This is a genomic window from Streptomyces sp. AB3(2024), from assembly GCF_041862025.1.
GTDB lineage: Bacteria > Actinomycetota > Actinomycetes > Streptomycetales > Streptomycetaceae > Streptomyces.
The window spans coordinates 1-12582 of sequence record NZ_JBGWAB010000182.1; the positions used below are offsets into that span (position 1 = coordinate 1).

General features: G+C 75.9%; 12 protein-coding genes and 1 pseudogene. 5 read left to right on the plus strand and 8 right to left on the minus strand.

Annotated features, from left to right (window positions below; genetic code table 11):
- From ACEPPI_RS37420 to ACEPPI_RS37430, 3 genes and pseudogenes are all read left to right on the plus strand, one after another.
- Positions 1-463, plus strand: a pseudogene (locus tag ACEPPI_RS37420) (serine/threonine protein kinase); the annotation flags it as partial.
- A gap of 206 nt (positions 464-669) precedes the next feature.
- The gene (locus ACEPPI_RS37425; protein WP_373919730.1) at positions 670-1143 is read left to right on the plus strand and encodes an RICIN domain-containing protein; all 474 of its coding nucleotides are present in this window, start codon (positions 670-672) and stop codon (positions 1141-1143) included.
- A 33-nt stretch (positions 1144-1176) separates the two neighbouring features.
- Positions 1177-2166, plus strand: coding sequence for an LGFP repeat-containing protein (locus ACEPPI_RS37430; RefSeq protein WP_373919731.1), 990 nt, complete (start codon positions 1177-1179; stop codon positions 2164-2166).
- Here ACEPPI_RS37430 and ACEPPI_RS37435 read toward each other — a convergent pair.
- From ACEPPI_RS37435 to ACEPPI_RS37450, 4 genes are all read right to left on the minus strand, one after another.
- On the minus strand, positions 2091-3398 hold the full coding sequence (locus tag ACEPPI_RS37435; protein WP_373919732.1) for an MDR family MFS transporter: 1308 nt from the start codon (positions 3396-3398) through the stop codon (positions 2091-2093). The two genes, ACEPPI_RS37430 and ACEPPI_RS37435, sit on opposite strands and share 76 nt — an antisense overlap.
- Positions 3395-4501 carry a PLP-dependent cysteine synthase family protein gene (locus ACEPPI_RS37440; RefSeq protein ID WP_373919733.1) on the minus strand — a complete coding sequence of 369 codons (1107 nt, stop codon included), beginning with the start codon at positions 4499-4501 and terminating at the stop codon, positions 3395-3397. The genes ACEPPI_RS37435 and ACEPPI_RS37440 overlap by 4 nt, the downstream gene beginning before the upstream one ends.
- Positions 4502-4621: 120 nt before the next feature.
- Positions 4622-5071 carry a hypothetical protein gene (locus tag ACEPPI_RS37445; RefSeq protein WP_373919734.1) on the minus strand — a complete coding sequence of 150 codons (450 nt, stop codon included), beginning with the start codon at positions 5069-5071 and terminating at the stop codon, positions 4622-4624.
- Positions 5072-5318: 247 nt separating this feature from the next.
- Entirely contained in the window at positions 5319-5699 is a 381-nt protein-coding gene (locus ACEPPI_RS37450) for a hypothetical protein (protein WP_373919735.1), read from the minus strand.
- Between the two features lie 211 nt (positions 5700-5910).
- On the opposite strand from ACEPPI_RS37450, the gene ACEPPI_RS37455 reads away from it, so the two are divergent.
- Positions 5911-6447 (plus strand): DoxX family protein, encoded by a 537-nt coding sequence (locus tag ACEPPI_RS37455; RefSeq protein WP_373919736.1) that lies wholly within the window; start codon positions 5911-5913, stop codon positions 6445-6447.
- A gap of 87 nt (positions 6448-6534) precedes the next feature.
- Here the strand turns inward: ACEPPI_RS37455 and ACEPPI_RS37460 are convergent, their stop codons facing one another.
- The 4 genes from ACEPPI_RS37460 to ACEPPI_RS37475 all read right to left on the minus strand — a co-directional run bounded on the left by ACEPPI_RS37460 (position 6535) and on the right by ACEPPI_RS37475 (position 11750).
- The gene (locus ACEPPI_RS37460; RefSeq protein ID WP_373919737.1) at positions 6535-8472 is read right to left on the minus strand and encodes an ATP-binding cassette domain-containing protein; all 1938 of its coding nucleotides are present in this window, start codon (positions 8470-8472) and stop codon (positions 6535-6537) included.
- 454 nt (positions 8473-8926) lie between these two features.
- Positions 8927-9445, minus strand: a complete 519-nt coding sequence (locus ACEPPI_RS37465) for a universal stress protein (protein ID WP_373919738.1) — start codon at positions 9443-9445, stop codon at positions 8927-8929.
- 180 nt (positions 9446-9625) lie between these two features.
- Positions 9626-10990: a sensor histidine kinase gene (locus ACEPPI_RS37470; protein WP_373919741.1), complete on the minus strand. Its 1365-nt coding sequence runs from the start codon at positions 10988-10990 to the stop codon at positions 9626-9628.
- Positions 10991-11072: 82 nt separating this feature from the next.
- Positions 11073-11750, minus strand: a complete 678-nt coding sequence (locus ACEPPI_RS37475; protein ID WP_373919739.1) for a response regulator transcription factor — start codon at positions 11748-11750, stop codon at positions 11073-11075.
- 133 nt (positions 11751-11883) lie between these two features.
- Here ACEPPI_RS37475 and ACEPPI_RS37480 point away from each other — a divergent pair, with 133 nt between their 5' ends.
- Positions 11884-12504: a hypothetical protein gene (locus ACEPPI_RS37480; protein WP_373919740.1), complete on the plus strand. Its 621-nt coding sequence runs from the start codon at positions 11884-11886 to the stop codon at positions 12502-12504.
- The last annotated feature ends 78 nt before the right edge of the window (positions 12505-12582 follow it).

Sequence of the window (12582 nt, forward strand, 5' to 3'; positions counted from 1 at the left end):
CCGGCTCCACCGCCGGGCCCGCGCCGCCCTCCTGGCAGGCGCCGCCGTGTGCGGGGCGGCCGTCGCGCTCTGGCCCCACGGGGCCCGCGACGCGTCACCCGCGGCTGCCCGGACCGAAGCCACCGGCAGCCTGCGGGTGTTCAACGCCGAGCAGGGCTGCCGGAACCGGACGGACCGGAACCCGCGGTGCAGCCTCGGCCTGGCGATCGACCCACTGAAGGCCTACACCCCCGACAACGTCGTGGCCACCCGGGTGTGGGACGGGCAGGTCCTCGCCGTGGACTGCCTGCTCCCCCGGGGGATGCCCATCATCGACGAATCGGACGCCGTGTCCGTCGAGTGGTTCCGCGTCCGCCTGCCCGAGGACGCGGCCCGCACCACCGCCTGGCTGCCCGCCGTGCGCACCAAGGACCGCCCCGCCGTCCCCGAATGCCCGCGCCCCACACCCACCCCCACCCGCTGACGGGTTCCCGCACCGAGGGCCCCCCTCCGCGTGGGCGGCGGCTGCCCCGAGTCTGTGGCCGGCGCTCCCCGCCGTCACTCCGCAACGTTGCGGATGCCGTCGCCCCGTGCCCCGCCGCTAGCTTGCCGTCTGCCCGGTCCGCGGACCGGGCCCACGCCCGCCGGCAGCGGGCACGGTCCGCTTACGGATGGATGTGAACCGCACAGATGCACGTCACACGAACCCCCTTGCCCGGCAAGGCCCTTGCCCTCACCGCCCTCGCTTCCCTCACCGCCCTGGCCGCGGCGCCCACCGCCTCCGCGGCCCCCGCCCGCCCGGCCGACGCCGTACAGAGCTTCCGCAGCCAGGCGACCGGCCGCTGCATGGACGACACCTCCAACGGGTTCCGCACCTGGAGCTGCAACGGCAGCAACCCGCAACTGTGGACCGTGCACGTCTGGGGCGACGGATCCCGGCAGCTGCGCAACGTCAACACGGGCCGCTGCGTCGAGGACACCGACAACGGGTTCCGTACCGTCGGCGGCTGCAACTCCAGTCCGGAGCAGAGCTGGTGGGTGAAGGTCTGGGGCGACGGCAGCATCCGCCTGCAGAACCAGGCCACCGGCCGGTGCATCGACGACAGCTCCCTGGGCTTCCGCACGTGGGCGTGCAACGACACCCCCTATCAGAGCTGGTTCTGACCTCCTGACATCCCCTCACGAAGAAGCACACAGGTGCCTGGACGGGCCGTACGACGCGCGGGACGGGGGCTGGCGGCCGCGCTGGCCCTGACCACCGCGACCACCCTGGGCGGAGCGGCCCGGGCGGCGGGACCGCCGCCCGGCGTGCCGGGACCCCTCGGGCACCCGGTGACCGCCGAGATGTTCTGCGCGATACCACCCGAGCGGGACATCGCGGTCACCCGCAAGGTCTACGAGGTCGGCCAACGGCGCGGCGTGTCCGAGAAGGTGATGCTCGCCGGATTCGAGACCGGCTGGGTGGAGTCCCGCATGAACAACCTGAACTGCGGGGACCGCGACTCGCTCGGCGTCTTCCAGCAGCGGCCCTCCCAGGGCTGGGGCTCGCCGGAGCAGGTCCTCGACGTCGACTACGCGGCGAACAAGTTCTTCGAGGTGGCCCAGCAGATGGAGCCCGGCATGGAAGGTGGCAGCGCGGGCGAACTCGCCCAGGCCGTCCAGCGCTCGGCCTACCCGGAACGCTACCCCCAGGCGGAGGGCGTGGCCCGGCAGATGCGGGACGAGGCGTTCCAGCCCTACGGCGCGATCGGGTCCAAGTACGCGGCCCTGGGCGGACCCGGCGGACCCCTCGGCCCTCCGGTCCGCGCCGAGGAGGACGCGATGCTGGGCGGGCGGTTCCAGGTGTTCGCGAACGGGATGGTGATCTGGCGTCCGGATGTGGCGTTCGCGGTGTACGGGGAGATCCTGGCGCGGTTCTGGGCGACGGACGCGGAGCGGGCCTGGGGTTTTCCGACGATGGACGAGGCGGATGCGGGTCGGTCGCCGGGTGGGACGCCGGGGCCGCCTCCGCAAGGCCTGACCCCCGGAGGCGGCCCCGGAACCCCTCGCGCACGGACCCGGTCGCCCCGGTCCCCCCCCGCCCCGGGAGGTGGACCGGGGCGCGCCGCCGCTCAGCCGGTCAGGGCACCGGCCCGGTCACCGGCCCGTACGGGGGGTGCGAGCCGGCCCGAGCGGTGGAGCCCGTAGACCGCCGCGGAGCAGCCGAGGCCGAGCGCGAACAGCGCCAGCCAGGGGAGCGCGGACATCCCGGCCGGCCGGGCCGCGTCCAGCGCGGCGCCCGTGAGCAGGTTGCCGAGCGCGATGCCCACCCCGCAGACCGTGTTGTACAGCCCGTAGTGGGTGGCGACGAGCCGGTCCCCGCAGAGCCGGACGATGGTGTCCATCTCGAAGGGGTACGCCACCATCGTCCCCACCGCCAGCAGCAGGGCGGACAGCGCCGGCGGCCCGGCGGCCAGCAGCCGCGCGAGCGACCCCGACCCCACCGCCGGGAGCGCGGTGGCGGCCAGCAGGGGCAGGAAGGCCGTCCCCATGGTCAGCAGCCCCCAGGTCAGCGCCCGGCCCGGCGCCATCCGCGCCTTGCACCAGGCGGTGACCTTCGTCTGGAACAGGATGGTGCTCAGCCCCGAGACCGCGAACAGCATCGCCACCGCGGCCGTGCCGAACGCGCCTTCGCCGCCGAGGCGCCGGACCTCCAGCGGCAGCGCCATGTAGACCTGGAAGGTCATCACGTAGGAACCGATCATGGCCACCGAGAACAGCAGGAACGGCCGGTTGCCCAGGATCCGGCGCCACTGCGCGAGCACGCCCTCGCGCGGTCCGGCCGTCCGGTCCTCGGCGTCGTTGCCCCGCCGGTCGGGCAGCGCCCGGATCTGTACGACGCTCAGCAGGGCGAAGATGCCCGCCGCGGTCAGGCAGGTGACGCGGAAGTCCACGCCCGTCAGCACCATGCCCACCAGCGGGCCCAGCAGGATGCCCGCCTGGTAGAAGACGTTGAACAGCGCGAACGCCTCGACGCGGCGCTCACCCGCGTCGGCCGCCAGGTACGCCCGGGTGGCCGGGTTGAACAGGGCCCCGGCCAGGCCCGTCGCCGCGGAGGCGGCGAGGAGCGCGGGCACGGAGTCGACCAGTCCGAGGGTCGCGAAACCGGCGATGCGCAGCACCAGCCCGGCGATGATCATCGGCTTGTAGCCGAGGCGGTCGGCGAGCGTGCCGCCCACGAGGAACATGCCCTGCTGGCTGAAGTTGCGCACCCCGAGGATCAGCCCCACCGTCCAGCCGGCGAGCCCGAGCGGGCCGGCCAGGTGCGTGGCCAGGTAGGGCATGAGCATGTAGAAACCGAGGTTGATGGTGAACTGGTTGACCATCAACAGCTGGACGCTGCGCTCGTACGAACGCACCTGCGCGAGGGTGCTCCTCATCGGGTCCGACCCCCCGCCCCGTGCAGCGTGAGCGGGTCCACCACGGTGGCGCAGCGGGTCCAGCGCGTGACCTCCTTCTCGTCCAGGCTGCCGATCACATCGGGTTCGCCGGCCGGAGGCGAGTCCAGCAGGCCGTGCGCGGCGCAGTAGTCGTCGTCGTACACGGTGCCGAGGTAACGCTGCGGCCCGTCGGGGAACACCGCCGCGATCCGGGTCTCCTCCGGGAGGGTGCGGGCCAGCCAGCCGGCGACGAGCGCGACGGCGCCGACGCTCCAGCCGCCGGCCGCGTAGTGGGAGGCGGCGAGCTGACGGCACGCCCACACTGCCTCCGCCGGGGCGACCCAGTGGACCTCGGAGAACTGCTCGTAGGCGACGTTCCTGGGATAGATGCTCGACCCCAGGCCGCGCATCAGCCGGGTCCGGGCGGGCTGCCCGAAGATGGTGGAGCCCACGGTGTCCACGCCCACCAGCGTCAGGTCGGGGTAGAGCTGCCGCAGGACGCGCGAGACGCCCGCGGAGTGCCCTCCGGTGCCCACGCTGCACACCAGGACGTCGATGTGGCGCAGCTCGCGGGCCAGTTCGAGCGCGAGCGGGGTGTACGCCGTGGTGTTGTCGGGGTTGTTGTACTGGTCCGGGCACCACGAGCCGGGGTGATGCCCCATGAGCTCGCTCACGCGGTCCCGGCGGGCCTGCTGCCAGCCGCCGGCGGGGTGCGGTTCGCGGACGACGTCGACCCGGGCCCCGTACGCCGTCAGCAGCCGGGTCATCGACGGCTCCAGGCCGGGGTCGGTGACGAGGGTGACGGGGTGCCCGTAGACCATTCCGGCGAGCGCCAGGCCGAGACCCAGGGTGCCGCTGGTGGACTCGATGATCCTGGCCCCCGGCAGCAGCTCCCCGCGGGCGCGGGCGCGCTCGACCATGTGCAGGCCGGGGCGGTCCTTGATGCCCCCGGGGTTGAAGCCCTCCAGCTTCGCCCAGAAGCCGCGCCCCTGCGGGGCGAGGGGCTGTGACACGCGCAGCAGGGGGGTGTTGCCGACCAGCCCGGAGAGGCCGGCGCGGCCGGGGTGGGCGGGTTGGGACACGTCGGTGGCCGAAGAATGCATTGTTCCGCTCTCGTTCGATGATGCTTCGGGTGGTCGCTCATGGGGATGCCGACCTCGGCCGGGGCGGGGCCCGGCCGTTGGGCATGCGTCAGCCGTTGCGAAGGGAACTACGGGAGCGGACTAGAGCCGCCATCGACAGACACTGGTCAGGACGGAGCGGCCGGAACGGGCCCGCGGGGCACCCGCGTGCCGGGTCGGCACGGCCGGCCCGGCACGGGTTCCGGCGCCCCGGCCCGGGAGGCCGCGCGCCGCCTGCCCGCCGCCGTCGCGCGCCGGGCCCGGGGCCGTACGGGACGTGCCCGGGACGGCGGAGCAGGAGGAACCGTGCTCCGGATGAGGATGCGGCCGTCCTTCAGGCACGGTCGGCCCGGACTGCGGCGCGGCTCCAGCGGCCCGCGACCCGGCGGAGACGGCCTCGTGCCGCGTGCCGCCGGGAGCCCCGGCGCCGTCGAGGAGGTGGGGGAAGCAGACGAGGGCCGCGAGGAGCAGGACGGCGGGCACCGCGCCGAGTACGGCGGATGCCCACGGCGGGCCCGGACGGGCCGGGGGTACGCGGGGACGGCGTGACACGGTTCCTCCGTGCGGCGGGCACCCCGGCCCGGTACGGGCGGGGGCGGCGGCGGATCGCGGGGACGGGCCGGGGCCGGTCGGATACGGCGCGAGGACGGACCGGGGACGGACCGGCTACGGGCAGGGGCCGACCGGGGGACGGACCGGGGGCGCGGCGCTCCCCGTGGAGACCGCGTGGACCGGCCGGGTACGGCGACCGGGGCGCGGTCGGGCCGCGCGCGGGTCGCCGTACGGAAGGCCGCGGTGTCTACACCCGCAGGACCGGCGGCGCCGCCGTACGGGCCGGGGCGGATCCGGACGCGCCGGCCGGGTCGTACCCGGGCAGACCCCGGCGGACCTCGGGGGCACACCGGGTGACGGCCGCCGACGGGGCGGCCGGGGCGTCCACCACCGAACCCTGCCGGGGAGGCACGGGCGCGCACTCGTCGGCCGGGTGGGCGGGACCGTGGCCGTCGGCGGCAGAGGCCTGCGATACGGAGGCGGCCGCGGCCGGGTGGGCGGACGCGCCGGGCGCGTGGGCGCCGTGCGTGCAGATCAGGCCGAGCAGCAGCAGGGCCAGCCCGAGCAGGGGCAGCAGACCCGCCGACCGGCGGGCCGGCGGCAGGTGCTGCGCACGGGCTGTGACCACACCGTGATCCTAGCGTCTCCGGAGCGTGATGAAGGGTCGTCAATCGGACGATCCGTGGCCGACGGTGCACCCGGGGGCCCGTATGGCGGATCTGCGGGCGCTCGCCGGGGCGTCGGCGCCGGGAGCGGATAGGGATGCCGGGACCGCCCGGGGCGCCTGCGCCCCGCGTGCCCGCCCGTCCGCCCGTCCGCGCATCCACCGGGAGACCCTGATGACCTGCATCAACCGCCGTGACCTCGCTCTGCTGGCGCTCCGCACCGGCACCGGCGCGGTACTCGTCGCCCACGGGGCGCAGAAGCTCTTCGGGTGGTTCGGCGGCGCGGGCCTGACCGGGACGGCGGCCGCGATGGAACGCATGGGCTTCCGGCCGGGCCGGCAGAGCGCGATCGCCGCGGGCCTGGGGGAGGCGGGCGGCGGGGCGCTGCTGATGCTGGGGCTGGCCACCCCGGTCGCCGGGGCCGCTGCGGCCGGGGCCATGGCGGGAGCGGTGTCCGTGCACGCCCCAGCCGGTTTCTTCAACCAGGGCGGCGGATTCGAGTACCCGGCCTTCCTCGGGTTCACGGCGGCGGCCGTCGGCCTCGCCGGACCGGGCCGCTACTCCGTCGACCACGCCACCGGCCACCACTTCGACCAGCCGTGGACGGTGGCGCTGGCCTTCGGGGCCAGCGCCCTCGCCGCCGCCGCGGTGGTGACCGGCCGGGCACGGGCGCTGGCGGAGGCGGAGGCGGAGGCCGCCGGGCGGGAATGAACCAACGGCCCCGCCCCGCCCCACCCTGCCCCGCGCCCGCCCAGGCCCGGCCCCCACCCCGCCCCGGCCCTGGCGGGCCGTCCTGCGCTACCGGTCCTGCGACAGCTCGTAGAGCTCCCGGAACGTGCCGCCCTCGACGGCCAGCAGCTGCTCGAAACTGCCCTGTTCCTTGATCCGGCCGCCGTCGAGGACGATGATGCGGTCCGCCAGGCGGCAGTTCTCCATGCGGTGCGTGACGATCACCGTGATCCGTTCGTCCTTGGTCTCCCGCAGGCCCGAGAACACCCTGTGCTCGCCGCGCGGATCCATCGCGGAGGTCGGCTCGTCCATGACCAGCAGCGCCGGGCGCCGGTGGAAGGCCCGCCCGCAGGCCAGGCGCTGCCACTGGCCGCCGGACGGCTCGTGACCGCCCCACAGCGAGCGGGCCAGCAGGGTGTCGAGGCCCTGCGGGAAGCCCGCGACGGCCTCCTTCATGCCGACGGCCCCCAGCGCCTCCCAGACCGCCTCCTCACCGCGCGGACCCGGCTGGCCGAGGGTGATGTTCTCGCGGGCGGAGAAGGGCCAGTAGCCGTAGGACTGGGTGACGAGCCCGACGTGGGTCCAGGCCGAGCGCTGGTCCGCGTCGGAGGTCGGCACCCCGTCCCAGGACACGGTTCCCGCCGTCGGGGCCGTCAGCGCCGTCAGCAGCCGGACCAGCGTGGACTTCCCGGCCCCGTTCTCCCCGACGACGGCGACGACCTCGCCCCGGTTCAGGGTCAGCGACACCGGGCCGAGCGCGGGGGTGTCCTTGCCGGGGTAGGTGTACCCGGCCTCCTCCAGCCGGATCTTCTCGGGAGCCTCCATGGCCTGGGGGCCGCGCGGCCCCGAACGTTCGGCCGCCTGCGCGATGAAGGCGGTGTAGTCCCCGAGGTAGAGGGCGTGCTGGAACATCGCCGCCCCGTACACGACCAGCGAGGACAGCGCGGCCGTGGAGGTCCGCATCGCGACGATGGCCGTACCGGCGGCGCCCAGCGCCAGGTACCCGCCGACCACGAGCCCGCCCAGCGACAGCCACGTCAGAGCGGTGAACAGCCCGGAGGCGCAGGCGGCGACGAGGTACACCACGAGGTAGCGGGGGGCCGCGCCGGTCATCCTGGTGTCGATGCGCTCGCAGACCGCCGCGTACCAGTGGTGGGCGTACGCGCGCATGCTGTTGCCGCGCAGCTCGTCCGCGAGTTTGGGCGTGGTCAGGTGCCAGCGCATCATGTTGCGGATGTTGCGGGAGGCGATCGTCTCGTTGTGCAGCGCGTGGTCGAGCCGGGCGGCGTGTACGGAGCCCAGCCCGCGCGGGACCACCGACAGCAGCAGGAGCGGCAGCAGCACCGGATGGACCACGGACAGCACGGAGGCCACGGCGAGCAGGTCGATCAGACCACCGGTGAACCCGAGCGCGTCCTGGAGCAGCATCGAGGAGCGGGCCGATCCGGTCTCGGCGGCCTCGGAACGCTCGGAGAAGTCCGGGGCGTCGTAGCAGTCGAGGTCAACGTCCATGTGGGCGTCGACCATGGCGAGGTCGGCGATCGTGGACATGCCGGGGGTCAGCCGGCGCGCCGCGCTCCCGGCCGCGATGGAGGACAGGGCCCCGAGCGCGGTCATAGCGGCGGCGGCCGCCAGCGGCCAGGACGCCGCCGAGACGCGCTGCTCCACGGTGCCACCGGTCAGCAGGGGGCCCATGGCCTTCGAGACGGCGGCCAGGGCGGCGGCCGTGCAGATCCCGCCGAGGACCTGGGCGCAGACCAGCCACGTGAAGGCCGCCCGGTTCACCGCCCACGCCAGCCGGGCGGTGTGGGTGAGGGAGGCCGGGACGCGCCGGGCCATCTGGGCGAGCGAGAGCCGCTCCATGGCCTTGCTGTGCCGGCCCCACCTGAACGTGAACTCCGGCGGGGCGGGCGGGACGGGCGCGGCGGGCGTGGCGGGCGCGGCGGGCGTGGCGGGCGCGGCGGTGGCCACGGCCTGCTTCCCGGGCCGGTGCTGCTTCTCGGACATGCCGGTTCTCCTTCGACTCGCCTGCGGACAGGGCCAGTTCGGCCCGGATTCCGGCACGGCGAAGCTGCCCTCCCCCCGTCGTGGGGGGAGGGCCGGCACGGGGTCCGGGGGAGCTGGAGGAGTGAGTACACAGCAGCCCCGGGGACGGAGCAACGCGATCTGGCCGACCTGCCGGCGGCCCCGGCCCCGGCCCGCGAACGCCTCCGGTCGGGGCCCGGCCCCGGCCCCGGGCTCCCGGGACGGGCAGAACGGCCGGAACCGGTCGGTGGGCCGGCCCGGCACATGGAAACCGCTTGCGGGGCGGGGCCCGGGCTGACGCACCCCGTGGCGCACGCGGCTCGGGGCGGACGCGGCCCCGGGCCGAGGGGCTCGGGGTGGACGCGGCCCCGGTGTGGACGCGGCCCGGCGTGGACCCGGTTCGGATCCGACCCCGCGCGGGGTCGGGGCGCACCGCTCAGGGCATGAGCTCCCGCGTGTCGAGCGGGACGTGCCACGCGTTGCGCCGGTGCAGGGAGTCCAGTTGGGCCCGGAGGGGGTTCGGCGGCACGGCCAGGACGGGGCAGGGGGCGTGGGCCAGGCAGTAGCGGCCCACCGAGGGCCGCAGGGCGCCGAGCAGCCGCCCCCGTGCGCCGGCGCCGACCACGAGCAGGTCGTCCTCGTCCCGGGCGGCGTCGACCAGTGCGGCCCCGGGGGTGCCCCGTACCGCCTGCCCGGCCAGGGCGACACCCGGGCCCGCCGCTCCGAAGGCCCCGTCGAGGACCTCCCGCAGCCGCTTCACCGCGGCCGCCCGGCACTCGGCGTACACGAGGGAGCCGCCGCAGGACGTACGGGACCCCGGACCCCCGCCCGGTGCCTGCCAGGCCAGCACCACCCACAGCTCCGCCCCGCGCCACCGCGCCTCCGCGGCGGCCCGGTGCAGGGCCGTCAGGCTTCCGCTACTCCCGCTCACACCCGCCACCACGCGTCGCCGCACCGCAGGTCCCTCCCCTGTCGCCCTCGTACGCGCTCCCGCGGCGCTGCGCCGCGGGAGCCCGTCTCCATTCAACGGCGGCCGGCGCGGCCCGTCCGTCAGCGATCCGTATGAACCCGGGGCGCGGGCGTCAAAGCTGCGTCAGGGGCGGAGGGACGCACCCGCCGGCACCCCGCGCCGCCGTCACGACCCGAGCGGGGGCGCCACGGGCAGGCGGACGACCAGGCGCGCCCCGCCGGGGGAGTCGGCGGCCGTCAGGGTGCCGCCGTGGTGGGAGGTCAGGTCGCGGGCGATGGCCAGGCCGAGGCCGGCGCCGCCGTGGTCGCGGCTGCGGGCGTCGTCGAGCCGGGTGAAGCGTTCGAAGATCCGCTCGCGGTCCTCCGGTGCGATGCCGGGCCCGTCGTCGGCCACCTCCAGGACGGCGGTCCGCGCCCGGGGGCCGCCGACGCTGCGCAGGGTGAGGTCGACCCGTCCGGCGGCGAACCGCTGCGCGTTGTCGAGGAGGTTGGTGACCACCCGGGCCAGCCACAGCCCGCTGCCCTCCACCACCACGTCCGCCGCCAGCGACACCCGGACGGGAACCCGGTCGCCCAGGCGCGCGTCCACCGCGTCGCGCACCACCTCGCCGAGGTCCAGCCGCTGCGCGGGCACCGGCTGGGCGGCGTCGATCCGGGCCAGCAGCAGGAGGTCCGAGGCCAGCTGCTGGAGCCGCTCGACGTCCTCCAGCGCCCCGCCGATCAGCTCCGGCCACAGCTCCTGGTCCCGGACGGCCAGGGCCACCTCCAGCTGGGTGCGCAGCACGGTGATCGGGCTCCGCAGCTCGTGCGAGGCGTCCGCGATGAAGCGCCGCTGGCGGATGCCGGAGGACTCCAGCCGGTCGAGGGTGAGGTTCATCGTCTCGGCCAGCCGGGCCACCTCGTCGCGGGTCGGCGGCACCGGCACCCGCCGGTGCAGGTCGCGGTCGCCGATCTCGGCGACCTCCGCCCGGATCGCCTCGACGGGCCGCAGGGCGCGCCCGGTGACCCGCCAGGTCACGAACCCCACGGTGGCCAGCAGCAGCGGCCCGCCCACCACGAGGGCGGCGGCGGTGGTGTCGTCGGCGGCGTCCACGTCGCGCAGGGAGGTCCCCACGAACACGGCGACCAGCCCCTGTGGCGTCTGCGTGGTCACCTGGACCACCCGCTGGCGGTGCTCGCCACCGAGGGGGCGGACCCGCCAGGTGTGGAAGGACGTGCCCGGACGCAGCGGAGTGACGGGGGCGAGCGCGGGGAGCCCGGCCAGGTTCGGGGTGGACCGCAGCACCCGGCCGCGGGCGTCCACCACCTGGACGAAGTCCGCCCCGAGGCCGGTGGGCCGCATCCGGTCGAGGTCCCCGGCCGCCGCCAGTCCGGCGACGGTCTCCGCCTGCTGGGCGGCGTCCCGCTCGGCGTTGCGCAGCAGGTCGGCCCGCAGCAGCCCGAGCAGCGCGAAGGAGGCCACGGCCAGGGCCACGGCCACCACCACGACGGCGCCCGCGGTCGCCCGGGCGCGTACGGTCGTGGGCCGCAGCCGCCCCGGGCGCCACGACGGGATCCACCGCGGCAGCCGTGCCACGGGACCGCTCAGCCGGCGCAGGGCCGAGGCCACGGCATCAGCCACCGTCGACCGCCAGTCGGTAGCCCGCGCCGCGCACGGTCTCCAGGGCGGTGCGGCCGAAGGGCGCGTCGATCTTCCGGCGCACCGCGCTCACGTGGACCTCGACCACGTTCGGATCACCGTCGAAGGCGCTGTCCCAGACCTGCTCCAGGATCTCCCGTTTGGGCACCACCTCGCCCGGCCGCCGGGCCAGGTACTCCAGGACCGCGAACTCCCGGGCGGTCAGCCGTATCTCCGTGCCGCCCCGGGAGCAGAAGTGCCGTGCGGGGTCGATCGTCAGGTCGCCGAAGGTCATGGTCCGCGGGCCGCGGCGGCCCGTACGCCGGCCCAGGGCGCGGAGCCGGGCGACGAGCACGAGGTAGGAGAAGGGCTTGGACAGGAAGTCGTCGGCGCCGGTGTCCAGCGCCTCGGCCTCGTCGTACTCGCCGTCCTTCGCCGTGAGCATCAGGATCCCGGCCTCGTGGCCCGCCGCGCGCAGCCGTGAGCAGACCCGGTAGCCGTTGAGGCCGGGCAGCATGATGTCGAGGACGATGAGGTCGTAATCGTGCTCGGAGGCCATCCACAGCCCCTGGAGCCCGTCGTGGGCCACATCCACCGAGAACCCCTCCGACTGGAGCCCGCGCTGCAGGGCCAGGGCCAGCCGTCGTTCGTCCTCCACCACCAGTACGCGCATGGGAACAGGGTCTCAGGCGCCCCGGGCGGGTCGCTGAAGAGGTCTTCAGGTGGCTTCAGGTGGGCTTCAGCAAGCGCTCCGCATGCTCGGGGCCGAGCCGGGTGAGGTGCCCGGGTGCATGAGGAGTGCCGGTATGTCTGAGTTCTACCCGCCGTCGGAACCGTCGGAGCAGTCCGGGCAGCCCGAGCCCGCGCAGGAGGGCAAGCCCGGCGGGCGCAAGCGCCTGGCCCGGGTGCTGCCCCGGGGCAAGGGCGCGCGCTGGGCGGCCGCGGGTGTGGCCGCCGTGGCGATCGTGGGCGGCGGGGCGGCGGCGGTCGCCGTGGCCGAGCACCACGAGCGGGCGGGCAAGGGCCACAGCGTCGAATGGGCCGAGGGAGGTCACGAAGGCGGGCGCGGGCACGGCCGCGAGGACGGCCCCGGCCGCGCCCACGAGGGCAAGGGGGAGCACAAGGCCCACCGGCAGGGCGCCCCGACGGTGCGCGACGGCGCCGACCTGCCCGGCAACGCCCCGAAGCAGGCCCTCGCGCCCGCGCCGCTGCCCTCCCTGCCGATCGGGCAGGCCGCCGAGAAGGCCGCCGGCGCGGTCAGCGGCGGCAAGGTCGAGGCCCTGCGCCCGGTCGCCCAGGAGGGGGGCGGCAGCGCCTGGCTGGCGGTGGTCATCGGCCCGGACGGCGTCCGGCACGCCGTGACCGTCTCGGGCTCCGACGGCACGGTCAGCGGGAACGTCGTCATGGACGGCCGCCGGGTCCAGTAGGCCCGCTCCCCGCCCGCCGCCCGTGGCGCGCCCCGGAACCCGGGGCCCGCCCCCGGCGGCGGCGCCGTGCCCCCCCTC

Coding starts and splice junctions, on each gene's coding strand:
- ACEPPI_RS37440 (WP_373919733.1), bottom strand. CDS start 4,501: ATGCATTCTTCGGCCACCGACGTGTCCCAACCCGCCCACCCCGGCCGC.
- ACEPPI_RS37460 (WP_373919737.1), bottom strand. CDS start 8,472: ATGTCCGAGAAGCAGCACCGGCCCGGGAAGCAGGCCGTGGCCACCGCC.
- ACEPPI_RS37425 (WP_373919730.1), top strand. CDS start 670: ATGCACGTCACACGAACCCCCTTGCCCGGCAAGGCCCTTGCCCTCACC.
- ACEPPI_RS37480 (WP_373919740.1), top strand. CDS start 11,884: ATGTCTGAGTTCTACCCGCCGTCGGAACCGTCGGAGCAGTCCGGGCAG.
- ACEPPI_RS37455 (WP_373919736.1), top strand. CDS start 5,911: ATGACCTGCATCAACCGCCGTGACCTCGCTCTGCTGGCGCTCCGCACC.
- ACEPPI_RS37435 (WP_373919732.1), bottom strand. CDS start 3,398: ATGAGGAGCACCCTCGCGCAGGTGCGTTCGTACGAGCGCAGCGTCCAG.
- ACEPPI_RS37475 (WP_373919739.1), bottom strand. CDS start 11,750: ATGCGCGTACTGGTGGTGGAGGACGAACGACGGCTGGCCCTGGCCCTG.